Origin of the sequence: Streptomyces sp. NPDC001714 (assembly GCF_042892755.1) — a bacterium.
GTDB lineage: Bacteria > Actinomycetota > Actinomycetes > Streptomycetales > Streptomycetaceae > Streptomyces.
The window spans coordinates 1-21,560 of sequence record NZ_JBIAUL010000049.1; the positions used below are offsets into that span (position 1 = coordinate 1).

The 21,560-nt window shown below is 68.2% G+C and carries 25 protein-coding genes and 1 pseudogene; 14 read left to right on the forward strand and 12 right to left on the reverse strand.

The features are described from left to right. Positions 1–34: 34 nt before the first annotated feature. Positions 35–610 carry a reverse transcriptase domain-containing protein gene (locus ACFY0P_RS51415; RefSeq protein ID WP_388929406.1) on the reverse strand — a complete coding sequence of 192 codons (576 nt, stop codon included), beginning with the start codon at positions 608–610 and terminating at the stop codon, positions 35–37. Positions 611–674: 64 nt separating this feature from the next. Here ACFY0P_RS51415 and ACFY0P_RS51420 point away from each other — a divergent pair, with 64 nt between their 5' ends. Next, complete coding sequence (locus tag ACFY0P_RS51420) at positions 675–971, forward strand: hypothetical protein (RefSeq protein ID WP_388929407.1); 297 nt, start codon at positions 675–677, stop codon at positions 969–971. Positions 972–1,436: 465 nt separating this feature from the next. Here ACFY0P_RS51420 and ACFY0P_RS51425 read toward each other — a convergent pair whose 3' ends face one another. Beyond that, positions 1,437–1,691 carry a transposase gene (locus ACFY0P_RS51425; RefSeq protein ID WP_388929408.1) on the reverse strand — a complete coding sequence of 85 codons (255 nt, stop codon included), beginning with the start codon at positions 1,689–1,691 and terminating at the stop codon, positions 1,437–1,439. A 210-nt stretch (positions 1,692–1,901) separates the two neighbouring features. Here ACFY0P_RS51425 and ACFY0P_RS51430 point away from each other — a divergent pair, with 210 nt between their 5' ends. Continuing rightward, entirely contained in the window at positions 1,902–2,327 is a 426-nt protein-coding gene (locus ACFY0P_RS51430) for a hypothetical protein (protein ID WP_388929409.1), read from the forward strand. Between the two features lie 151 nt (positions 2,328–2,478). On the opposite strand, the gene ACFY0P_RS51435 is transcribed toward ACFY0P_RS51430, so the two are convergent. Continuing rightward, positions 2,479–3,039 carry a hypothetical protein gene (locus ACFY0P_RS51435; protein ID WP_388929410.1) on the reverse strand — a complete coding sequence of 187 codons (561 nt, stop codon included), beginning with the start codon at positions 3,037–3,039 and terminating at the stop codon, positions 2,479–2,481. Next, positions 3,008–5,638: a hypothetical protein gene (locus ACFY0P_RS51440; protein ID WP_388929411.1), complete on the reverse strand. Its 2,631-nt coding sequence runs from the start codon at positions 5,636–5,638 to the stop codon at positions 3,008–3,010. Before ACFY0P_RS51440 ends, ACFY0P_RS51435 begins: the two co-directional genes overlap by 32 nt. An 835-nt stretch (positions 5,639–6,473) precedes the next feature. Between ACFY0P_RS51440 and ACFY0P_RS51445 the strand changes: the two genes are divergently transcribed. Then, positions 6,474–6,788: a DUF1524 domain-containing protein gene (locus ACFY0P_RS51445; protein WP_388929427.1), complete on the forward strand. Its 315-nt coding sequence runs from the start codon at positions 6,474–6,476 to the stop codon at positions 6,786–6,788. 150 nt (positions 6,789–6,938) lie between these two features. Here ACFY0P_RS51445 and ACFY0P_RS51450 read toward each other — a convergent pair whose 3' ends face one another. Next, a complete protein-coding gene (locus tag ACFY0P_RS51450) occupies positions 6,939–7,496 on the reverse strand; it encodes a lamin tail domain-containing protein (RefSeq protein WP_388929412.1) in 558 nt (185 codons plus the stop codon). A gap of 722 nt (positions 7,497–8,218) precedes the next feature. Continuing rightward, on the reverse strand, positions 8,219–8,563 hold the full coding sequence (locus ACFY0P_RS51455) for a hypothetical protein (protein WP_388929413.1): 345 nt from the start codon (positions 8,561–8,563) through the stop codon (positions 8,219–8,221). 1,090 nt (positions 8,564–9,653) lie between these two features. Between ACFY0P_RS51455 and istA the strand changes: the two genes are divergently transcribed. From istA to ACFY0P_RS51475, 4 genes are all read left to right on the forward strand, one after another. Further along, positions 9,654–10,919 carry an IS21 family transposase gene (istA, locus tag ACFY0P_RS51460; protein WP_388929414.1) on the forward strand — a complete coding sequence of 422 codons (1,266 nt, stop codon included), beginning with the start codon at positions 9,654–9,656 and terminating at the stop codon, positions 10,917–10,919. Next, the gene (istB, locus tag ACFY0P_RS51465) at positions 10,919–11,767 is read left to right on the forward strand and encodes an IS21-like element helper ATPase IstB (protein ID WP_388929415.1); all 849 of its coding nucleotides are present in this window, start codon (positions 10,919–10,921) and stop codon (positions 11,765–11,767) included. Before istA ends, istB begins: the two co-directional genes overlap by 1 nt. A 574-nt stretch (positions 11,768–12,341) precedes the next feature. After that, complete coding sequence (locus tag ACFY0P_RS51470; RefSeq protein ID WP_388929416.1) at positions 12,342–12,746, forward strand: hypothetical protein; 405 nt, start codon at positions 12,342–12,344, stop codon at positions 12,744–12,746. Positions 12,747–12,861: 115 nt separating this feature from the next. Beyond that, complete coding sequence (locus ACFY0P_RS51475) at positions 12,862–13,062, forward strand: hypothetical protein (protein ID WP_388929417.1); 201 nt, start codon at positions 12,862–12,864, stop codon at positions 13,060–13,062. Between the two features lie 14 nt (positions 13,063–13,076). Here the strand turns inward: ACFY0P_RS51475 and ACFY0P_RS51480 are convergent, their stop codons facing one another. Continuing rightward, positions 13,077–13,637 carry a Ku protein gene (locus ACFY0P_RS51480; protein WP_388929428.1) on the reverse strand — a complete coding sequence of 187 codons (561 nt, stop codon included), beginning with the start codon at positions 13,635–13,637 and terminating at the stop codon, positions 13,077–13,079. A 133-nt stretch (positions 13,638–13,770) separates the two neighbouring features. Further along, positions 13,771–14,484, reverse strand: coding sequence for a TetR/AcrR family transcriptional regulator (locus ACFY0P_RS51485; RefSeq protein ID WP_388929418.1), 714 nt, complete (start codon positions 14,482–14,484; stop codon positions 13,771–13,773). A gap of 129 nt (positions 14,485–14,613) precedes the next feature. Here ACFY0P_RS51485 and ACFY0P_RS51490 point away from each other — a divergent pair, with 129 nt between their 5' ends. The 5 genes from ACFY0P_RS51490 (at position 14,614) to ACFY0P_RS51510 (ending at position 17,380) form a co-directional block, all read left to right on the forward strand. Next, entirely contained in the window at positions 14,614–15,288 is a 675-nt protein-coding gene (locus tag ACFY0P_RS51490) for an SDR family NAD(P)-dependent oxidoreductase (RefSeq protein ID WP_388929419.1), read from the forward strand. A gap of 63 nt (positions 15,289–15,351) precedes the next feature. After that, a complete protein-coding gene (locus ACFY0P_RS51495; RefSeq protein ID WP_388929429.1) occupies positions 15,352–15,591 on the forward strand; it encodes an SDR family oxidoreductase in 240 nt (79 codons plus the stop codon). A gap of 56 nt (positions 15,592–15,647) precedes the next feature. Then, positions 15,648–16,019 carry a DoxX family protein gene (locus tag ACFY0P_RS51500; protein WP_388929420.1) on the forward strand — a complete coding sequence of 124 codons (372 nt, stop codon included), beginning with the start codon at positions 15,648–15,650 and terminating at the stop codon, positions 16,017–16,019. Positions 16,020–16,205: 186 nt separating this feature from the next. Beyond that, positions 16,206–16,571: a DUF805 domain-containing protein gene (locus ACFY0P_RS51505; protein ID WP_388929421.1), complete on the forward strand. Its 366-nt coding sequence runs from the start codon at positions 16,206–16,208 to the stop codon at positions 16,569–16,571. A gap of 497 nt (positions 16,572–17,068) precedes the next feature. Then, a complete protein-coding gene (locus tag ACFY0P_RS51510) occupies positions 17,069–17,380 on the forward strand; it encodes a hypothetical protein (protein ID WP_388929422.1) in 312 nt (103 codons plus the stop codon). 736 nt (positions 17,381–18,116) lie between these two features. Here ACFY0P_RS51510 and ACFY0P_RS51515 read toward each other — a convergent pair. Both ACFY0P_RS51515 and ACFY0P_RS51520 read right to left on the reverse strand, forming a co-directional pair. Then, positions 18,117–19,067 (reverse strand): hypothetical protein, encoded by a 951-nt coding sequence (locus ACFY0P_RS51515; protein WP_388929430.1) that lies wholly within the window; start codon positions 19,065–19,067, stop codon positions 18,117–18,119. 181 nt (positions 19,068–19,248) lie between these two features. Next, positions 19,249–19,377: a hypothetical protein gene (locus ACFY0P_RS51520; RefSeq protein WP_388929423.1), complete on the reverse strand. Its 129-nt coding sequence runs from the start codon at positions 19,375–19,377 to the stop codon at positions 19,249–19,251. A gap of 84 nt (positions 19,378–19,461) precedes the next feature. Between ACFY0P_RS51520 and ACFY0P_RS51525 the strand changes: the two are divergent. Next, positions 19,462–19,563: pseudogene (locus tag ACFY0P_RS51525) on the forward strand (transposase); the annotation flags it as partial. A 959-nt stretch (positions 19,564–20,522) separates the two neighbouring features. Here ACFY0P_RS51525 and ACFY0P_RS51530 read toward each other — a convergent pair. Further along, the gene (locus ACFY0P_RS51530; RefSeq protein ID WP_388929424.1) at positions 20,523–20,666 is read right to left on the reverse strand and encodes a hypothetical protein; all 144 of its coding nucleotides are present in this window, start codon (positions 20,664–20,666) and stop codon (positions 20,523–20,525) included. A 20-nt stretch (positions 20,667–20,686) separates the two neighbouring features. Continuing rightward, a complete protein-coding gene (locus tag ACFY0P_RS51535; RefSeq protein ID WP_388929425.1) occupies positions 20,687–21,046 on the reverse strand; it encodes a winged helix-turn-helix transcriptional regulator in 360 nt (119 codons plus the stop codon). A 79-nt stretch (positions 21,047–21,125) separates the two neighbouring features. On the opposite strand from ACFY0P_RS51535, the gene ACFY0P_RS51540 reads away from it, so the two are divergent. After that, positions 21,126–21,560: SDR family oxidoreductase (locus ACFY0P_RS51540; protein ID WP_388929426.1), on the forward strand; the 435-nt coding region annotated here is incomplete at its 3' end.

The following is a 21,560-nucleotide window of genomic DNA, read 5'->3' on the forward strand; positions in this document are numbered from 1 at the left end:
GATCCGCGAGCACACCCCAGCCGATCACGGTCAGTCACCAGACGCCGACGCCGAGGGCGACATGCGCCCGTGTTATCCATTGCGTTGGAGGCGTGGCGATGCCGCCTTGGGGTGTGCCGGTGTTCGTGTCCCTGGTCTCGCCATCGGCGGACATGATGCCCGCCTTCAGGAACGCCTTGACCAGGGCGAGAACCCGCTTGTCTCCGACTCGTCGGCGCATCCGCTCAAGGAGAGCGGAGTGTGCGATGTTGTCGAAGCACGCTTCGATGTCCGCATCCAGCACCCAGTGGTAGCCCTTGGTGCCGAAGTGGTGCACCTCAGCGATCGCGTCATGGGCTCGTCGTTCGGGGCGAAAACCGTAGCTGACCGGCTTGAATGACGCCTCGAAGATCGGCTCCAGAACCAGCACGAGCGCGGCTTGCACGAGCCTGTCCATCGCGGTGGGAATCCCCAGCCTCCTGAGCTTTCCCCCGCTGCCCGGCTTGGGGATCATGCGCTCCCGCACTGGCAGAGGGGTGAACGTGCGGGCCTTCAACCGCTCCCGCGTGTTCTTCAGGAAGGCCACGATGTCGGCGTCATCGGCGATGAAGGCCGGGATGACCCGGTCCACGCCGGCGGTGCGCGCCCTTGTTGCCCCTCACCCTCTCCCACGCGACGGTGAGGAAGTCGGGGTGATGGACAAGGTTGTAGAGATCATCGAACCTGCGGTCGGGATCATCGACCGCCCATTGGTGCAGCTTGGTCTGCATCCGTCGTACCCGCAGCCAGGCCCCATCGGGGTCGGGCCACAGATCACCGGTATTCACCAGCGTCTCCGTCCCTTGCAGTTCCTCAACTACCTGAATCCGCTGGGCTGCTTCGCCATGTGGACGGCTTTCCCGCCCCCGGACTACTACCAGCCCTCCGCCCCACCTCGGGCCGTCGGCGGACGTCGCGCCTTCCCGCCCCATCGCACCTGGAGGACACGCTGAGACGAAAGCTTCGAGGTGGTTCCCACGTTCACTGTGATCCGCTCGTCGGGTGAGGCGGCCAGCTTTGCCCCTGCGGCATCGCCACGGTTACGCCGCAGTCCTTCTCCGTGGCCTCCCGACCGGCAAGATCAATCCGATCCAGGAGTTCCTGCCCAGACGGGCAGTGCGCACCGCGATCCAGCCCAGATCCACCGGGTTTGAGCTGGCGGAGGTCTTGAGGGGCTTTACACCGCTGGTTCCTCGCGTCCACCTTCCCGTCTCGCTTGCCGGACCCGCACCATCCGGTAGTTCCGGTGCGTCCCGTCGTTGTCGGGGCTGCTCTCCACCAGACCCGGCCGACTCGCCGGGCCCAGCTACCCCCTGCTTCTGCCGTCCCGCTGCGACGGGACGACGGCGCGGGTCTCACACCCGCACGCGGATCATCAGCGCCTCGTGGCGCACGGTCTCCCACCCCCACTCGATCAATCAGCGCCTCACGGCGCACCTGCAGCAGGTGCCAGCGATCCGCGACTTCCAGGGCGTCAGGGGCGGCTCCTTGACTGCCTTGGTATAGGCGGTGGCCCGGTCCCGGCAGATGATCTCGGCGCCGGGATGCTCGGTGAGCCAGGCTGCGAACGTCTCTGAGGAGCGGTCGGGCAGCACGTCCACAACCCGGCCGGCCTCGACGTCGACCAGCACGGTGCCGTAGGTGCAGCCCTTACGGAAAGCGAACTCATCCACCCCCAGCACCCGCGGCGCACGGTCCGGCGCCGCCGGCGCTGCCAGCAGTCTGAGCAGCCGGGTCCGGGCCGCAGCCAGCCGCAGGCGGCGGCACAACCGTGCGGCCGGACGGCCGCCGAGTTCGATCGCGATCGACCGCAGCCAGCCCGGGTGCCCTGGCGACTACGAAGATCACAACCTGTTCGTGATCTTCGAAACGGAGACCCGTCCGTGCGTCTCGCCCGTACCCGATGCACCCTGATTGCCGCGCTGTTCGCGCCGCTCGCCCTGCTCGCCCCCACCACCGCCCACGCCGCCTCCGCGGTCGCCGAGCGTCTGCCCGTACGTCACGCTGCCGGCGAGACCGTCATCCTGCCGGTCCGCGACGCGCTCGCCGAGCTCACCGTGGCCGACGAGAGCCGCGCCGGGTACTCCCGGGACAAGTTCAAGCACTGGACCGACGCGGACAAGGACGGCTGCAACACCCGCGCCGAGGTCCTCCTGGCCGAAGCCGTCACCGCTCCAGAGGTCGGACCGAAGTGCGCGCTGACCGGCGGCAGCTGGTACTCGCCGTACGACGACCGCTATCTCGACAGTGCGAGCAAGCTGGACGTCGACCACCTGTTATCTGCACCCGGCACGGACCTGAGTGGATGAAGTTGCTGGTCAGCGGGTCAACGACATGCCGCTGGCGACTCTCCCCTGTGTCTACTCGTGCCCGCGTAGTGCTTGTCGGCCAGCGCTCACGTGGACCCGTGGCGCGGCTGCCTCCGGGTGGGAGGCAACCGCGCCACAGCTCCTGTGGTGGTCACTTCATGTCGAGTGCGTACTCGCAGTGCACCTTCTGGGTGTACTTGCTGCTGCCTTGTGTGTAGTTCACGCGGCAACCGCTGAGGTGCTGCTTGATGCGCCCGACAATCTTGACCTTCACCATGAAGTAGTAGTCACCGCTGTCCTGGTGACTTCGTATCACGATGGGTTTACCGGCGTAGTCCGGCATTTTGGTCATGTCCTTGGATCCCTTATCCCCCTCCAGGTTGTCCAGGATGTAGGTTTTCGTGTCCTTCATGGAGTAGAGCGGGTAGCCCTCCACCTGGGCACCGGACGGAACGTTGTCCAGTCGTACCGAGGTGATCCGGACCGTCGCCTTCGAGTTGTTGACGAACAACGGGAAGGCGAATCTCCAGATGCTTCCGATCTTGGCGTTGGGAACACCCAGGATCCCGGCGGAGGGAGGACCCGCCGCCGCGAGAGCGTGCCCTGTTGCAGGCGAGGAGCTTGCCGGACTGGCACAGGAGCCGAGCATGGTGGTGATCACACCCACCAGCAGCAATCGGCTAAAACGAGTAAAACGTGCCGGGCTTGCCATAGAGCGTTCCCTTCGCTCCCCAGATATCGTGCTCCCCGACCTGATTTCCGGCCTCGATTTTCTGGGTGTGGGTGCCGTTGTACATCGTCTGCGAGGAGATGCCGATGCCGAACACGGTGGCCCCCACGGTGTAGGTCATGGAATGCCCTGACGAAAGGGAGAAGTACGTCCCGCGTTGCACGGTGCCCCGGCGGTCTGCAGCCGAGCTGCGGTAGTGGTAGTACCCGTCGGAACTGCTGACGTCCTTGCCGTACTTACCGACCGCGCCGCCAGAGGGGATCTTGTAGCCGAGGGCGCGGATCTCGTAGTAGTAGCGGGTGGGGCTGTGCAGGCAGACCACCTTGATCCGGAAGTAGCCGTAGTTGACGGGCACGCGCCACTGCCGGGCGAAGTTCGGCCCCTTCCCCGCATACCCGGTTGAGTGCCCGGTGCTCTTGGTCTCACTGACGCTGCCGGAAATGGTCCAGCCCTTGCCGTCCGTGCTGACGGCAACGCCGATCTGGCTGGACATGGTGCTGGTGTAGTCGAAGCTCGCCTTGGCGTCCCAGTAGGCGTGGGCCTCACCGACGGTCGTGTACTGGATCTGCGTCTTCAGGCGGGTTTCGTACGGGGTGCACACGTTGTCCTGAGGGATGACGCTGCTGTAGTCCACGCCGTCAGCGGTGTTCGCAGACAGGGGGCTGATGCTGATGGCCGAGGACGAGGACTGGTACGTCGGGAGAGCTGCCGTGTCGCCGTCCGGGTTGACGGAGTCCGTGATCGACTGGGCGAGGCTTGAGACTGTGTCCGAATCGGCGGGTGCGTCCAGCGCTGTGGCATCGGTGTCGATCCTCAGGGCCTGGGTGTGCGGGGTGCTGGAGGCCTGCACGTCCTGGGACGCCTGCGTCGTGGACGATCCCTTGGCCACGCTTGCGCTGAGGTTGTCGGTCGCCGTCATCAGCTTGCCGTCGCTGGTGTAGCCGTTGGCGGAGGCGGACAGGTTGAGCACGCCGTTGTTGGCGTCGGCGAGCGTCTGCAGGCTGCTCGGCAGGGGGTCGGGCAGGGTGTACGACCAGCTGCCGTCCGAGGCGGTGGTTGTGGTGCCCACGACCGGGAGCGTGACCTCGCCGGTGGTGTCGTCGGTCAGCGCGTCGGGGGCGGTCAGGGTGACCGTCAGGTTCGGCAAGCCCGTTCCCGCGCCGTTGGTGAATGTGCCTGACACGGTCGTTGCACCGGAGGCGGGACTGACCGTCGGGGTCGGGGTGTCGCTCACTGTGGGGGCCGCGGAGACGGGGACGGCGCCGCTCGGCTTGGGTCCAGGGTCGCTGACCGTCGGGTCGGGTGCCGTGTCCGTCGGGTCCGGCGTGGGTGTGGTCTGGTCGGAGGAGAACCATCCCTGGAGGTCGACGATGAGTTGGATCGTGCCGGCGCTGTCGTTGTAGATGGTGACCGCGCCTTGGGTGCCGGGCGCGACGATCACCTGGTCTGCGGTGGTGGTGCTCGCCTGGAAGTTGTCGACCGACAGGCCCGGCGGGGTGGTCGGCCCGGTGCCCCAGACCTGAAGGAAGCCGCCGTTCTGTTGGCTGGTCGTGGTCAGGTTGAGCACTGCGGCACCGAAGGTGGTCGGGATGCCGTCATTCCCGCCGACCGCGACGCTGACCGAGCTGTGGGCCGCGACGGCCGTCGAGTTGCGCGTGTCCAGGAGACGGTCCTGGACGGCCGTGAAGCTGCCGCCGCCCGAGGGGGCCTCGGTGAAGTAGCCGTAGATGTCGATGACGACGTTGATGGACTGCGTTGACGACCCGTTCTTCAGGGTGATCTGACCGCCCGTGCCCACGGGGACAACCGTGCCCTGGGCGGTTGTGACGCTCTTGTAGCTCACTGTTGGCTGGCCCGCCGAGGCGCCGGTGGCGTAGGCGTAAAGACTGCCGGCGGCACCGGGAGACGGGACGGTGATGTTTGCGTAGACCGACGCCTCGTCCGTGACGCCGTCGACGCCGTCGACCTGCACGTTCAGCGTTCCACCGGGGGCGATCGTCGCCTGCGGCGCGCCGGTTCCATCACGAGTGTCGACGATCCGCGCCGCAGTCACTGGCACGTATCCACCAGGAGAGGTGGTGCCGGCAGCGGAGGTGAAGTACCCGTTGACGCTGACGATCACGTCGACGGTGCCACTGGAGTTGTAGACGTCGACCTTCCCGTCCGAACCGACGGCGACGATCGCGGAGTTACTCGTGTCGGCGCTGCTGGAGAAATTGATGACAGACCCGGGGTAGGGCCGGGTGGTTCCGTCCGGCCACATCTGCAGGTAGCTACCGGACGAGGTGGCGTTCGCCGCGGTGATGTCCAGCGACACGGCCGACACCCCGGAGGCGGGGACACCGCCCTGCCCGAGGACCTGGAAGGAAGTGGTGGACGTCGCCCCGAGGGCGGCACTGATGCCGAGGGACGAGCGGGTGTCGACGATCTTCGCGGCAGGAGCGACGGGGAAGAAGTCGCCACTCGAAGAAGTGGCAGCGCCCGCATGCGTCAGGCTCCCCAGGCCGAGCCATGCGAGCACCGAGAACAGGACGACGGCCAGCGTCAGAGGTCTGTGCCGACTCCGTAGGGATTGCGCCATGTATGAGCCCCCCTATCAATTTATGGACTTCATCCATGATGTGGATCATGTCCGAGGTGGGGATCGTAAGGATCGTTTACCTAAACGATCAACGACTTCCAACTAAAGGACGCATAAAGGCGGGAGGGAGGGACGGGATCTGACCTGCGCAAATACGCTTGCATGATCGAGCGCCCAACCGGTCCCGAGAGGCGCCAGACGGGACTCAGTACTCTTTGCTGGCGCCTCGCGCAATCCGCGGAATTGGAACCGCTCGAAGGCTGCGAGGACGCCTGTCCCGCTTGCGGTTGCCTTGTCGCGACTGGGATCAGCCGGTCGCTGCGTTCACCCGTGCCGCCGCTTGACCACGGCAGTAGTGCGCTTCTGCATCGCTGGAGCAATCGCAAACCCTCGCCGATCCAGTTCGCTCCTAATGGACCGGACCAGCCTCTTGCCGTTCCTTTGCCCACCAGCGTGTTTGAAGTTGTCGCCGCTTCACGCCGGGTCAGCCACGGACCGTGGTTCGGGGCGGTCGGTCGCGCCTGCCCGCGAACCGCCCGGAGTTGCCCGTCCTCGTGGACGCTGACCTGGTCCAGGGCGACGAAGACCTGGGGCAGGGCGCGGGTCTCGGCGACACGGCCTTCGAGCCAGACGTTGTCCTCGCCATCGGCTCGCCGTGACGGGCGGTGAACTGCATCTGGTGGCGGGCGATCAGCGCCTCGGTCAGCCCCTCTGTCACCAGTGTCAGCGGCACCTCACCGCTGTACCGGATAACGCACCGCCCACAGAGAGGACACGGGGCACCCCGCTCATGTCACCGTCGTCAGCGGCATCAACAGCAAGGTACGTATAACACCTGGTCCCGCTCGCCGAGGCCTGGGACTCCGGCGCCTCCGCCTGGACCGCCAAGGAACGCGAGGCCTACGCCAACGACCTCGACGACCCCCGCGCGCTGATCGCGGTGTCCGCGGCCTCCAACCGGTCCAAGGCCGACAAGGACCCCACCGAGTGGCTGCCCCCGTACGCGCCCTACTGGTGCGAGTACGTCACCAACTGGGTCGCCGACAAGACCCGTTACCAGCTGAGCGTCGATCCCGCCGAGTACAACGCGCTCGCCGAGCGCCTCGCCGCCTGCCCCGACCAGCCCATCACCGTCACCCTCTCCCGCTGAACAGCCGTCCGGCCCGTCACCACGGCGGAAGCGGGTGACGAGCCGGACAGAAGGGAACGGTACGCGGCGGCGGTCGACGGTACGCCCCAGGGACCGCCGGTCGGCGGGGTGCCGGTGGCCGGGGTTCCCGGCCACCGGCACCGAGTGCGGTCAGCGGCGGTGGTCGCCACCGTCGCGGTGCTCACCACCGAACCGGCGGTCGTCACCGCCACGGTGGTCACCACGGCGGTCATCACCACCAATCCGGTCATCGCCACCCCGACGGTACTCACCGTCGAACCGGTGGTCGCCACGACCGCGGTGCTCACCACCGATCCAGCGATCACCGCCACCACGGTGGCCGCCGTCGCCGATCCGGTGGCCGTCACCGCGGTGGTAGCCCCAGGAGACCTCGTCGATGAAGCGGCCGTGGTCGTTGCGCAGGGTCGCCGTGTCGGAGTCGTTGTCCCACACGTAGGTGCGGCGGTCCTGGTAGACGTCACTGGCACGGTCGCGGCCGATCCCGGCGTGGACACGGACCGTGGAACGGCCGTCCAGAAGGAAGCGGTCGAAGGTGTAGGTGTGGCCGGCCTCGTCCGAGAGCGTCCAGCCGTCCAGGTTCACCGCCCGCCCGGAGGTGTTCGTGACGTCCACCCATTCCTTGTTCAGCGACCAGTTGGTCCGGTCGTCACGGCCCGGCGAGTCGTACTGCACGTCACTGATCACCACCGCCCCATCATGCGGGCGGGCAGCGGGCTAGCCGGCGGCCGCGGCGGGCAGCGCGAGCCCACCCACACAGGCAGCAGCCACGGCAGCAGCGGCAGTCACACGGCGGACGGTCACAGAAACAGACACGAAATCCCCCTTCACGGGGCCGGACACCCCGGCCGGGCGGCACGAAAGCCGCAGGTCAGATGGGGTGTGTGGTGCGGGTCGGCGGCCGGTCGGCCGCACACCCACACCCTGCCCGCCCACCGACACGAGGCGAGGGAAACGCGAAGCACGTGACGAATCACGGATACTCCTGTGACTCTCATATGGAACAAGCATGTATGCGATGAACATGGCGAATTGACGGTTTGTCATCAGCCGGTGCCGCGAAATCGCCGAAGCTGCCGCCACGAGCGGACGGCCCGCCCGGTCTCCGGGCGGGCCGTCCGCCACCCGGACTTGTGTAACAGCCGTCGTAGCCCGAACGGGTACCACGTCCGCGCTGCGCGGGGGGTGTGGCGGCGGAGCCCGGTACGCAACTGCCGCGACGAACAAAGGTCGGCCCGCTGCTACGGGGGAATGCGGCGGGCCGACCTGCACCACGGTGACGCGGGCGCCCACGCACCATAACCAAAACAGCCACCTGACCAGCAGCGGAACTCTCCGGACAGGCAACAGCGGTGAGGCGGCAGGCCGGAGCCTTCCCCTTCGGCGCGGCTGGGTCGAGCCGGCCGCGGTGCTCACGCCCGCTCTAGGCAACGCGCCGGCACCTGCCCGCCGGGGACCACGCGCCACAGGCTGCCGCCCCCGCACTCGCTGTAGTGGGACCAGCCGACCCGGCCGTTCGCGACGATGCACGATGTCACCCGCTCGCCCCGTCGCAGGCACCGCACGATCGGGGAACGCGTCGTCGCGACCGGTCCCTCGTTCCACGCCGGTTTGCGTACCGGGACGCGCTGGACGGCCTTCCACGTGCTGGCGCACGGCGTAGATGCCGCGGCGGCGGCCGACGGCGCGGTACTCAGCGCGGTGAACACGGCGACCGCGGCGGCCGCCGTGGTGAGCAGGCATCGGGTCAGGCGCATACGCCGTCAACCCTCGCTCCGGCCGGGCCGGTCACGGCCGCCCCGCGAAGTCACCCACCAGGGTCGGCCGGGCAGCTTGTCTGTCCGGCCCCCGCGCGACCCAGATCGCGCGCGGAACCGGCGCACCGGGCCGCCCGGTCCCCCGCCGCGCACCCGCGTGCCCCATCTCTTCCCGACCCTTTTCTTCCTTCTGCCGTGGTGGTCGCGGGGGTGCTCTGTGGGGGATGTCCGCTGCCGCCCGCATGCGAACCATGATGGTGACCTGTGCGATCACGACACGAACGCTTCGGCGTGCGCAACCTCCAGCGCAACTCCCGCCGCAACACCCTGCGCAACCTGACGCGCACCCCCCAGCGCAACACCGCCTCCCCGGCCAGCCGCGCGGAACGAACACCGGGCACCCGCTCCCCTCGCCCGCCGCCCTCCCGTTTCCCTGCCCACCCACCACCTTCACCAGGTCCAAGGCACGCAAGTAGGCGTAGAGGGGTTGTCAGACCCCCGACCACGCCCCAGGACGCGCGGTGACCTGCGCGAGCCCGGTGTGATCGTCCGGGCTCGCGCAAGAGTTGTCGCAAGAGATGACGCAGGAGTAGCCGCAAGAGATGTTGCGCCGGGCCAGTGGGCATCTGTCCGTGGGCTGGCGATCCTGCCGGTACCTCTGTGGACCTCTTCTGGCTTCCGCAGAAGAGGTGTCGCCGGGCTTGACAGGCTTGCCCGGCGGGGTGAGCTGCGAGAACGGACCAGGCTTGCCCGGGGGTGCTGCAACCCTCGGTCCCAGGGTGGGGCCAACCGTCCAGCCCACCCTCCAGCCCACCAGGGGAGCAACCGGCGGGCCGCGCGGCCCCCGGCGCCGCGCGGAACAGAACACCGGGCGCCCGCTCCCCTCGCCCGCCGCTCTCCCGCTTCCTGCCCACCCACCACCTTCACCAGGTCCAGGGCACGGGAGTAGGCGTAGAGGGGATGTCAGCACCCCGACCACGTCTCGGCAACGGGTGAAACGAGGGCCACGGGCGGCGGATGAAAAGTGAGCCACTCTGCGATCTCTTGATCATCCTGACTTCACTGGTTCTGAAGTCGGGAGGAAGAGAGGGTGATTCACGTGGAGGACTGGGCTGAGATCCGCCGGATGCATCGGGTGGAGGGGCTGTCGGCGCGGGCGGTGGCCCGTCAGCTGGGGATCTCCAGGAACACTGTGCTGCGGGCTTTGGCCTCGGACCGCCCGCCGCGGTATCGGCGGGCGCCGAAGGGCTCGGCGGTGGATGCGGTGGAGTCGGCCGTGCGGGAGCTGCTGAAACAGACCCCGACGATGCCCGTCACGGTGATCGCGGAGCGGATCGGCTGGGAGCGGGGGCTGACGATCCTGCGGGAGCGGGTGCGTGAGTTGCGGCCGGCTTATCTGCCGGTGGACCCCGTCTCGCGGACGGTTTATGAGCCGGGTGAACTCGCGCAGTGCGACCTGTGGTTCCCGCCCGTGGACATCCCGCTCGGTTACGGCCAGAGTGGGCGCCCGCCGGTGCTGGTCATCGTGTCCGGTCACTCGCGGGTGATCACGGCTCGGATGCTGCCCTCACGGCAGACGGGCGATCTGATCGACGCCCACTGGCGGCTGCTGAGTGCCTGGGGTGCCGTGCCGAAGATGCTGGTCTGGGACAACGAAGCCGGAGTCGGCAAGGGGCGCCTGACCAGCGAGTTCGCCGCGTTCGCGGGTCTTCTCGCCATCCGGGTGCATCTCTGTCGGCCCCGGGACCCGGAAGCGAAGGGGCTGGTCGAACGCGCGAACGGCTATCTGGAGACCAGCTTCCTGCCCGGTCGGCTCTTCGGCGGCCCGGACGACTTCAATGCCCAGCTGACCGCCTGGCTGCAGATTGCCAACCGGCGCCACCACCGCTCGATCGACGCCCGGCCCATCGACCGCTGGGACAGCGACCGGGCGGCGATGCTCGCCATCCCGCCCGTCGGTCCGCCTCACTGGTGGCCGCTTCGCACTCGCCTGGGCCGGGACCACTACATCCGCGTCGACACCAACGACTACTCCGTCCACCCCCGCGCGATCGGCCACATCGTCACGGTCCGTGCCGACACCGAGGAGATCACCGTGAGCTGCGGCGACGACCTGGTGGCCCGTCACAGTCGCTGCTGGGCCAGGCATCAGAGCCTGACCGACCCCGAGCACGCCGCGGCGGCCCGGAACCTGCGCGGTGAGGTGATCCGCCAGCAGGCGGTCCGAGCGGCCACTGCCAGGGCCGCGGCCCTGGCCCCCGACAGCCTCGGCATCGAGGTCGAACAACGCGAGCTGGGCACCTACGACCGCATGTTCACCCTCATCGAGGGCGGTGGCGGGAAGGAGGACACCTGATGGCCCGCACCACCGCTCCCGCGCAAACGCACCCCACCCCCGACATGGGCAAGCCCGACGGCCAGGGCGCCCGCACGGGCCGGCAGACCGCCGCCGACCTGGTCTTCCTCGCCCGTGCCATGAAGGCCCCGGCCCTGCTGGACGCCGCCGAGCGTCTGGCCGAACGCGCTCGCACCGAATCGTGGACCCACACCGAATACCTCGTCGCCTGCCTGCAGCGCGAGGTCTCCGCCCGCGACTCCCACGGCGGCGAGGGCCGCATCCGCGCCGCCCGCTTTCCCGCCATCAAGACCATCGAGGAGCTCGATCTCACTCATCTGCGTGGTCTGACGCGCCAGCAACTCGCGCACCTGGGAACATTGGACTTCATAGCGGCGAAAGAGAACGCCGTCTTCCTGGGACCGCCGGGCACCGGCAAGACCCACCTGGCGACCGGACTCGCCGTCCGGGCCTGTCAGGCCGGCCACCGGGTCGCGTTCGCCACCGCCGCCCAGTGGGTCGACCGCCTCGCCGCGGCCCACCAGAGCGGCCGACTCCAGGACGAACTGGTCAAGCTCGGCCGCTACCCGCTGATCGTGATCGACGAGGTCGGCTACATCCCGTTCGAGGCCGAGGCCGCGAACCTGTTCTTCCAGCTCGTCTCGAACAGATACGAGAGAGCCAGCGTGATCGTCACCTCGAACAAGCCCTTCGGACGCTGGGGAGAGACCTTCGGCGACGAGACCGTCGCCGCCGCCATGATCGACAGACTCGTCCACCACGCCGAGGTCCACTCCCTCAAAGGCGAGTCTTACCGCATGAAGGGCCGCGAACTCGGCCGCGTCCCCACCGCCACCAACAACGACTGACGAACAACCGAGGCCGCACAATGGCTCACAATTGAACCGTTCGAACTGGTCCCAAATTCAGCCGTTGCCGACACCACGCCCAAAATCGCGTGGTGACCTGCGCAGGACCAGAAAGAGCGTCCACGTTCGCGCATGAGATAGCGCGCCAGATCGCGCGTGAAATTACGCGACAGGCACGCCGGTCGATGCCGCCGTGGGTGAGGCCCGGACCGAGGACGGTCCGGGCCTCACCCACGTACGGACACGGCCGTGGTTGCGCAGCTAGGGGCAGCACGGTGTATGACCGTGCCGCCCGCGACAACTGGTCCCGAGTCGTCCCTAACAAACGCCCCTGATTCCCCCACTACCTATGTGTAAGCAGCTGGGGGGAAGTGCTTGCCCTCCAGTAGCACTGCTGCATCTCAGGGTTGCGCGCCTTGGAGGCGCCTGGGTCATCGTGCTGCCCGCCGCGCTCAGCCGTTGATACCAAGCCTGGTTCATCACGGCGCGACACAAGTACCTGCATCCGTCACTGTCCGCCCGCACCCCACGAACCCCAAGGGGTGCAAGACCGCTGCCCGAACTGGAGTCCCCCATGTCTGTCCTCACCGCCGTCAGCGTCCTGACAGCCTTGGCGCACGCCTTCACCGACTTCACGGATGCCTTGGCTCGAGCCCCCGCCAAGGCCCTTGTCGTCGTCGTGGTCGTTGCGTTCCTGGCCGCTCTCGGAGTGGTGGTGTGCCGGCTCTTCCCGCCGTCTTCGGGCGGGCTCCCCGGTCTGATCGACGCCCGGCAGCGGAGCCAAACCGAAGAACGGCGCTGGCAGCAGATCGCGTACACCGAGGACCGGCGCTGGCGGCTGCTCGAAGGCGCGGACAACCGCATCGCCCTGGACCACCTTCCCATCGCGCCGGACTACCTACAGCCGGCACCCGTTGCCCGGATACCCGCCGCCGACCCCGCCCCGCCCCCGGATGCCCCGGCCGGAACTCCGCCCTGACATCTCGCCGCGCTAGACAAAGCCGCTCCGGCGTGGATCGAACATCCGTGTCATAGTGGCCGATATTCTGTGTCTTGGGTGACCGGAAAGCGTCACCCAGAACAGGAACACCACCATGACCACTCCCCCGCCCCCGATCTCGGAGCCTGACCCGTCCGCGCTGGTCTGCCCCGGCGACCGGGTCGGCCTGTGCGCCGGATGCCAGCGCAGGACGCACCGGTACGGAAGCGGAGGCAGCCCGCTGTGCCAGTGGGGCATGGCAGGCGTGGAGCCGGGATGGGGCCCGGCCGTGCGGTACAGCCGCACCCGCCTCTGACCGCCACGCCGCACCTACGCGCTGCGGCGTGGCTTGCGGCCGGCCGCCTTCTTGGCGGTCGTCTTCTTCCCGGCCGCCTTCTTCGCGGCCGTCTTCTTCGCCGGGGCCTTGGCCGCGGGCTTCTTCGCGGGCATCTCGTGGACCTGCGCCTCGGTGTCCGTGTCCTCGCCGCGCGAGGCCTTCGCCCTGTCCACGGACTCCTGCAAGGCCGCCATCAAGTCGAGAACCTTGCCCGCCGGCTTCTCAGGCTCCGGCGCCTCGGGCAGATCGCGGTCCTCCCGCTTCGCCTCGATCACCTTCTCCAGCGCCTCGGTGTAGTGGTCGACGAAATCCGGGCCCTCCAGGCGATCGACGGCCATCCGCTCGATCAGTTCCACCGCCTCGTCGACCTCCGCGTCCGAGACGTCCGTCGCCGGTGGGTACAGCTCGGCAGGGTCGCGGACTTCGTCCGGCCAGCGCATCGAGTGCAGGACGATCGCGTTCTCCCGCACTCGCAGCAGCCCGAGGCGCTCCCGGCCGCTCCACGCGAACTTGGTCACCGCAACTCGCGAGGACCTCTCCAGCGCCTGCCGCAGTACTGGTGAACCCGGTTATGCGAACGTGCGGAATGGTTGACGTTCCGTGAGGTTGCCAAGCGGATCCGACCACCGACAAGACCACTCCGATGTACGGCCTCATCGCGGTCGCCCTGTTCCACCAGTCGCTGGTTCAGCGTCGCTTCCCAGTCTCCGGGGCGGTGGCGCTCTGGCTGGCGCGGCGCATGGCCTCGTACAGCACAGCGTCTTCCGGCGGGTCCGGCAGTGGGCCGCGGGCGGGGGCCTGGAAGGACTGGATCATCCAGGCGACCAGGCGGCGCCAGGCGTCCGGGGCGGCATCGGCAGTGGCGCTCAGGACTCCGGCGTTGGCCATCAGCAGCAGCACGAGATCGCGGCTGGTGAAGTCCTCGCGCAACTGCCCGCTGTTCTTGGCGCGGCCGATGAGCTCGAGGAAGCCCTCGTACGCCTGAGCGTGGTATCTCTCCAGCTCCGGAACGCCCGGGAAGCTCATGGTCAGGATGTCGGCAAAGCCGCGGTCGGCGGCCTGCATCGCGCAGACGGTCTCGATGTAGCCAGTGAAGCCGTGCCACGTGTCCGGATCGGCCAGGGCTGCGTCGGTGGCCTGCGCGTACGCCTTCATGCGGTCGGCGAAGACCGCGGCGAGCAGGTCCTCCTTGCGGGGGAAGTGGCGGAAGAGGGTGGCGATCCCGACCCCGGTCTCCCGTGCGACTGAGGCCATCGACGCGTTCAGCCCGTCGCGCCCGAAGACCGTGCGCGCGGCGGCGATGATCCGCCCCCGGTTGCGCTCCGCGTCGCTGCGCTTGGACTGACCTGCGGAAACAGTCGCGCCGGCGCGGGCTTCGGTGTCCGGGTTTCGGGGGCTCATGACGTCAGACTAGCAAACCGGAATGACTTATCCGATTCTCGTGTTACGGTGGACAGAGAAACGGATAGGGCTTTCCGGAAGCGAAACGGATAGACCTATCCGTCGCCCCCTTCAGTGAAAGGTTCCCTCATGCCCACCATCGCCATCGTCGGTGCCGGCCCTCAGCTCGGTCTCTCCATCGCCCGCACCTACGGCACTTACGACTACGACGTCGCACTGATCGCCCGCAACCGGGCCAAGCTTGAAGTCCTTGTCGGCGAGCTGGCCGCCGAGGGCATCACCGCTGCCGCCTTCCCCGCCGACGTCCTCGACCGCCCCACCCTCACCCAGGCACTCAAGGATGCAGCTACGCATTTCGGCGGCATCGACGTCCTGGAGTACTCCCCGGTCGGCGGCCTCCAGACCGTCATGACCACCCCGGGCGCCACCGAGCCGGCCGACGTGCAGCACGAGATGGAGTTCCAGCTCTACGGAGCGATCGACGCCACCCGTGCGGTGCTGCCCGCCATGCGGGAGGCCGGTGCGGGCACCCTGCTGTTCACCACCGGCGCCGGCTCCGTCGACCCCGTGCCGCAGGTCGCCAACGTCAACGCCGCCGCCGCGGCGCTGCGCAACTGGGTGATCAACCTGCACAAGGAGCTGGACGGCACCGGTGTCCAGGCGGCGCACGTCGCCATCAACGTGTCGATCGGCACGCCGGCGATCCCCGGATTCCCGACCGCCCAGCCCGAGGAGATCTCCCCGGTCTACTGGGACCTGCACACCACCAAGCGCGACCAGGCCGAACTCGTCTTCAGTCTCTGAAGCCCATCAGCACCCGTCCTCCTGGCCTCCTGGCCTCCTGGTACCTACGCCGCGCACTTCGTCATCAACACCTGTCCCGGGGGGCGGCCCCGAAAGCATTCCCTCGGGGCCGCCCCCAAGCAGGTCGCGCGCCTTTCCCCGGACCCGCCCGAGGTGCGCGAGCCGATGTCGCAGCTGTCGGCATTCAAGCGCCTGGGCGAGCCGCAGGAGGTCGCCGACGTGGCGGTCTTCCTCGCCACCAACCGGGCGCGGTGGATCACCGGAGCCTCCCTCGACGCCACCGGCAGCAGCCTCCTCGGCTAGCCGCCCGCTCCGTCCCGTTCGCCTCCTCGCTCTCGTCCCGAAGGTCTCCACCTCTGATGAGCATCTTCCTGTGGATCGTGCAGGCCGTACTGGCCGTCTTGTTCGCCATGGCCGGTGTCATGAAATCCACCCAGCGCAAGGACAAGCTCGTCGAGAAGCTGCCCTGGGTGGCCGACTTCTCGCCCGGCGCCGTCCGTTTCATCGGCATCATGGAGTTCGTCGGCGCCCTCGGGCTGATCCTGCCCGAGGCCACCGGCATCGCCACCGTCCTGACGCCACTGGCCGCTGTCGGCCTTGGCATAACGATGCTGCTGGCCGCGTCCTATCACGCGCGCAAGAAGGAACTCCCCGCGATCGGCCTCAACGCCGTCCTGCTGATCCTCGCCGCGCTGGTGACCTGGGGACGCTTCGGCCCATACAGCTTCTGAAACCGCCACCCCGCTCCCGCAGCTGCTGAACGAAGGCCATCAGGCACCGCCCCGGTCCGGCTTCCTTGGGCACGACCCTGTCAGCTCCGCCGTGACCGGCGAGGACACTGCCCTCTTCCCGCTGTGCGCGTGACCGCTCTCGCGGTCCGGTTTGTGTCCCACCCCGATCGATTCGAAGGAACCATCATGCCGAGAATGTCGTTCAACGAGGCGTCCCGCACGTGTCTGACCACGAAGTACGCCACGTTTTCCGGTCGCGCCCGGCGGTCGGAGTACTGGGGGTACTCAGTGCTGTACGTGGTGGCCACTGCCGTGATCGGAGGGATCAGCTGGGCAGCGGAGGCCCCGCTGCTGAGCGTCCTCCTGCTGCCGTTCATCGTGCCCATGCTGGCCGTCTCCGTCCGCCGGTTGCACGACACAGGCAAGACCGGCTGGAGGATGCTCATCGCCCTGATCCCGGTCGTCGGCCCCGTCCTCTACCTCGTGGGCATGACCGTGGACAGCGTTCCAGGTGCCAATCAGTACGGACCGTCCCCCAAGGCAGACCATTGAGCGGGCTCCAGGACCTGGTGCAGCGAGCCCTCTCTCGCCAGCCAGGACCGCGATCAGTGCCCCTCGCCGGGCCAGAGGTGTCGGTCAACCCTTGCTCAGCGCTTGCTCAGCGTGTTTGGACTTGACGCAGACGTCACGGTCGTACGCCCACGCACAGGGAGAAGACGCGCCGGTCCGTTTTCGATCGAGCCCGCGCCCGCCCCGCGAGGGGCCCGCGGTGAGAGGAACACCGGCGGTTGGGACGGGCCGTGTTGCCGGCGTCAGCCGGAAGGGCAAGGTTTGTTCGGCTCTCTGTCGCTGCCACTGCCTCTGCTGATGTCGGCGGCGTACTCCGATCGTGCTCTGCCAACGGCGTCTGCCCATTGGGTGGCGGCTTTTATGCCCACGCCGAGGACTTGGCTAAGGACGGCAGGGGGCATCTGGGCGGCGAGGTCCATCAGGGCGCTGTTGCGGCCGCGTCGGGAGGGCAGGCCGTAGGCGGTCAGGCGGGAGCGGAGGTGGGCCGTGCCGCGCGGGCGTCCTGGGAAGAAACCAGGGAGGAGCCAGGGCTGGCCGGTCCGGCCGAGGCCGGGAGGGCCTTCGCGGTCTTCGGCCAGGGCGAGCAGGAGCCGGTCCAGCGGTGGAGGGACGTCGACGGGGTGGGTGCCGAGGGCCAGCCGGACGCGTTGCCCGGCTTGGATGACGTGGCGGGTGGTGAGGCGCGAGATCTTGGTGAGGGGCTGGCCGTAGAGGAGGACGAGCAGGCCGACGACGCGGTCGACGCGCTATGTGGTCGAGAAGTCCGACGATTCCTTCCGGCGGCTTCGTGACCTGCGCGATGTGGTCGCTGACGGATACAGTCGAGACAGCAACGAGTACGTCACCGGGCGGCTTCGCTACGACCGGGCATATCAGGCCCTTCGGGATGCCATGCGTATAGACCTCGGCGCCGATGCGTAGCCTCATACCTGGGGCAACCCAACAGCCACGTCAGTGCCGCCAACGAGGATGGCCCCTGAGGGAACCTTTCCCAGGTAGCTGAGGTTCCCGACTTGTATTGGCCGTAGCGGAGCGCGGTCGGGTTGGCCGCTCGTAGCGTTCCGTAGGACGCTGGGTCGGATGGCTCGTGAGGTTCCTGCCGCCCTTCGGGGCTGGCCCGCTCGGGGTGTGCCGCCGGCCCGGTGTCCGGCCACGGTCTGACTCAACAGAGGCGTGTCCCGGTCAGCGGTTCCGGAAGTCGGCGTGTCGGCCGTGGATGTCCTGTCGTCCGGCCGTGAGGAATGAACTCTCGTGATATTGCTCGGTGTTGACCCGCACAAGTCCACGCACACCGCTACCGCTGTCGACCCTGACTCGAATCAGCAGGCGGGCTCGCTGAGGATCGAGGCGTGCTGTGACTGAGCTTCTCAGTTGGCCAGTTGAGCGACGGCCCAGCAGGGTTGGCGCATGGCATGGCGGGCCCGCGCACGCGGCCCTGGTGTCTCGGTGGCGCCTTCGACATCTGGGACGGCCTGGTCCCCGCCAATCGGCTCTTCCACAGCTACCGGACCAGGCTCCGCGCCGCGCTCATTCGGCATGAGAGGAATGTGCAGCGACGTCTGAGCTGAGGGCGGTATGGAGCTGCGGGTAGGTCGGGGCGAGGTGGCACAGCACGTCCGCGGCCTGGCGGTCGGCGTGGGTGACCAGCTGGTACTGGAGGCTGCCGATGAGCTGTGCCTGGTGGGTGGCGATCGCGGCGGCCTGCTTCATCCCGAGGCGGTTCAGGCAGATTGCGGCGTCGGCGCGGCGGCGGGCACCGACGCGGACGGCGAAGCCCGTCAGCAGGCCGCGAGTGGCTTCGGGCAGGCCGTCGGCGAGTGTGGCCGCGAGGTGTTCGGCGGCTTCGGCTCCGCCCAGGGATCCGGTCGGCATGGGCAGGTCGTCGCGGCCGGCCAGCCACTTCAGCGCCCGCTGGAACGACCAGCGCAGAGCCTGGGCCTCGGTGACGGCGCGCTCGCGCACGAAACCGGTGCGCAGGACGAAAGGAGCGTCGATGTAGCTGATCGACTTCGCTTCCCACGCCGTGAGGAACGCCTTTGTGGGCATGGTGGCGTAGGGGTGTCCGTGCGGGTCGTGCAGCAGTACGTGCTCCTCGTCGGCGGACAGCACCACGACGTAGTGGTCGCCGCCTTCGCTGTTGGGCGTGCCCGGCTGGTAGAGCAGCAGGCCCATGTCGAGCGGCCCGACCAGGGCGGGACCGGATGCGCAGGCGGACCGCAGCCGCGCCAGCGCCTCCTCCGGCGTGCCCCCATCACTGCGCTCGCACCGCCAGCCCAACAGCTCCGCTGCGGCATCCAGCCCGGTCTCGGGATGCCAGCCGTAAGGATCGAACAGGGGTACGGAACCGGCGATCAACTGCATCCCGAACGGGGATCCGGTCAGCGTTTCGATCACCCCGGGAGCGGGGGCGTCGAGGCCCAACACCATCGCCAGGGAGTTGCTGAAGCAGTACGGGCCGGAGCCCACGAAGTCGATCACCAAGAACCTCTCGTTCGCCGCGTGGATTGCCTCCTCGCCCTGTCCGCGCAGGAAGGCCGGCCGCCGATCGCGGCCGGTTCCCATCGCAAGGTCTTCCCCAGGGTGAGAGTCAACCGGCGCCACACCAGGTTCCAACTACCGCGTCACGGCTCAAGGGGCTGGCCGCAAGCCGCGCGCTCAGTCATGCCCGCCGCTCGGCAGCGATCTGCTCGGTGTACCAGTGCACTACCTCCCGCACGATGTCGGCCGCATGCTGGTCCTCGCCCCCGCCCAGGCCGGAGAAGTCGGGCTCGTCTGGTGTACCGGGCATGGCAAAACCCCTCACTGTTCTGATCTTGATCGGATGGGTCATTGTCCTCCCGTCCCACCTCTCCGGTTCAGTACCTGACGCTGTCGGGCATACGCGGCGGAGCACGACTGGCTCACCATCGTCCAGCTGCCCAGTCATGCGCCCGACCTCAATCCGGTCGAGGGCATCTGGTCCTTGCTCGGCCGGAACCTGCCGCACCATGCCGCCGCCCACCCCGCCCCGCCAGGGTGACCAGACAGGGGCCGTGCGCTGGCGAATGGGATTGGCCCTAACGAGGTCCTGCTCGATCGCCCACAGGTAGAACTGGTTGACCGTGGACACCTCCCGGTCCCAGCTGCTGTCCTCCCGACGAGGTCCAAGCTCGTCGCGACGACGCCACCACTCATACGCTGTCCGGTCCTGGACGCTTGCATGACGCCAGTCGCGCCGGCCTCGTGCGAACCACAGGAAGTCGAAGTATGTGCGCAGGTCCCGGGCATGGGCCGCCTGGGTGTTCCATGGTGAAGACGCGAGCCACACCGAGAAGTACCGGTTCAGTGCCGCGTCCTACCCACCCGCCGGACTGATCAGGAAGGGCTGCCCCTCAGGCACACCCAGACCGTCAAGCCCTTGACCGAGTCCGGCGAACAGGCCGCTGAACTCCCGTATGAACGAGGTCTCTTCGCGTGGCCACGCCGGGTCTCGGCGAGTGAAATGCACCCGCCAACGCCGTGATCGACATGACGGTGGACGATAGCGCGTGGACAGCTCAACAGCGCATAACAGAAGGTCGATGGCCACCGGACCGTGCTGTGGCGGACCGAGGACAGTGTCCGGCTGCAATCGCGCACCGGCCGCGACGTCACCGCCTCTGGATGGACCTGGCCGTGGCCGCCATGCGCCTGCCTCCCGGCGTGATCCTGGACGGCGAGGCAGTGGTGTACCTCTCCGACACCGACGGCAACGCGCGGATCAGCTTCGAGGCGGCGCAGTCCCGCGCGCTCTCTCGGCCGCGCCGGGCCCCAGAGCTCGCCGACCGGCACCCCGCGACGTACGTGGCGTTCGACGTTCTGGCCCATTCTGACCGCAACCCGAATCCCTCGCCAGCGGCGAGTTCAGGCACTTCAAGGGGTTGCTCCATCCGCCCATCCTGCCGTTGGTTCTGTTCACGAGATCTTCGACGGCACTGCCGTGCGGTGAGAGGGCACCGAGGCTGTGGCCCGGTCGTGCAGTTCCTGGGCGGTGGAGAAGTAATGGGCGGTCTGCGAGACGGTGACCTGCCGGGCGTCGGCCTTGCCGCTCCGGTTCATGCCGGCAGTCGACTCATGGGTCAGAGAATCGGCTGGCGGGCGCGGGCCGCCTCGATGTCCGGGACATGCTCTTCGGCCCAGAGCCGTACCGCCCGGAGTGGAATGAGCAGGGAGCGGCCCAGCGGTGTCAGGGCGTACTCGACGCGGGGCGGGTTCTCCTCGTAGATGTGGCGGCTGATCAGACCGTCGGCTTCCAGGGAGCGCAGAGTTTCGGTCAGGACCTTCGGGGTGATCCCCTGGATATGCCCCTTCAGCTCGGTGAAGCGGCGAGGTCCGTCGTCGAGGGCGTTGACGACGAACACGGTCCAGCGGGCCCCGATACGGTGCAGCACCGTGCGGCTCGGGCAGGTCGCTGCCATCACGTTGTACGCCTTGCCCATGGCTGCTCCCAGTTCCGTTGAAGATACCGGTATCAAATCCATACCGTTGCACCCGATCCTACGAGAGGGAGTGAGACGCATGGAGCGGATCCTGGTCATCGGCGGCGCACGGGCGCTCGGCGCGGCCGTCGCGAAGCGTGCAGCCAAGGACGGCTACGAAGTTGTTGTCGGTGCCCGCGATCTGGCTGCAGCCGACGCGCTGGCGCGCGAGATCGGCGCTAGCGCGGTGCGGGTCGATCTGCAGGACGAGTCGACACTCGCGGCCGCGGCGGAGCTGCTGAAGGATGGAATTGACCACATCGTGACGACCGGTTCGGCACCGCACGATGTTCGCGCGACCGAGCTGGATCGCGACAAGCTGCTGGCTGCGTTCACGGCGAAGGTGGTCGGCCCGATGCTGGTCGCCAAACACTTCGCACCGGTACTGCGGCCGACCGGGTCGATGGTGCTGTTCTCCGGTGTTGTCGGCTGGCGCCCCGGCCCGGGATCACTCGTCAAAGGGGTCACCAACGGT

Bases quoted from the DNA above. Each gene is read 5' to 3' on its own strand.
- ACFY0P_RS51420 (WP_388929407.1), top strand. From the start codon at position 675: ATGGACAAGGTTGTAGAGATCATCGAACCTGCGGTCGGGATCATCGAC.
- ACFY0P_RS51435 (WP_388929410.1), bottom strand. From the start codon at position 3,039: ATGGCAAGCCCGGCACGTTTTACTCGTTTTAGCCGATTGCTGCTGGTG.
- ACFY0P_RS51440 (WP_388929411.1), bottom strand. From the start codon at position 5,638: ATGGCGCAATCCCTACGGAGTCGGCACAGACCTCTGACGCTGGCCGTC.
- ACFY0P_RS51455 (WP_388929413.1), bottom strand. From the start codon at position 8,563: ATGCGCCTGACCCGATGCCTGCTCACCACGGCGGCCGCCGCGGTCGCC.
- istB (WP_388929415.1), top strand. From the start codon at position 10,919: ATGGCCCGCACCACCGCTCCCGCGCAAACGCACCCCACCCCCGACATG.
- ACFY0P_RS51470 (WP_388929416.1), top strand. From the start codon at position 12,342: ATGTCTGTCCTCACCGCCGTCAGCGTCCTGACAGCCTTGGCGCACGCC.
- ACFY0P_RS51475 (WP_388929417.1), top strand. From the start codon at position 12,862: ATGACCACTCCCCCGCCCCCGATCTCGGAGCCTGACCCGTCCGCGCTG.
- ACFY0P_RS51485 (WP_388929418.1), bottom strand. From the start codon at position 14,484: ATGAGCCCCCGAAACCCGGACACCGAAGCCCGCGCCGGCGCGACTGTT.
- ACFY0P_RS51490 (WP_388929419.1), top strand. From the start codon at position 14,614: ATGCCCACCATCGCCATCGTCGGTGCCGGCCCTCAGCTCGGTCTCTCC.
- ACFY0P_RS51500 (WP_388929420.1), top strand. From the start codon at position 15,648: ATGAGCATCTTCCTGTGGATCGTGCAGGCCGTACTGGCCGTCTTGTTC.
- ACFY0P_RS51505 (WP_388929421.1), top strand. From the start codon at position 16,206: ATGCCGAGAATGTCGTTCAACGAGGCGTCCCGCACGTGTCTGACCACG.
- ACFY0P_RS51520 (WP_388929423.1), bottom strand. From the start codon at position 19,377: ATGCCCGGTACACCAGACGAGCCCGACTTCTCCGGCCTGGGCGGGGGC.
- ACFY0P_RS51530 (WP_388929424.1), bottom strand. From the start codon at position 20,666: ATGAACCGGAGCGGCAAGGCCGACGCCCGGCAGGTCACCGTCTCGCAG.
- ACFY0P_RS51535 (WP_388929425.1), bottom strand. From the start codon at position 21,046: ATGGGCAAGGCGTACAACGTGATGGCAGCGACCTGCCCGAGCCGCACG.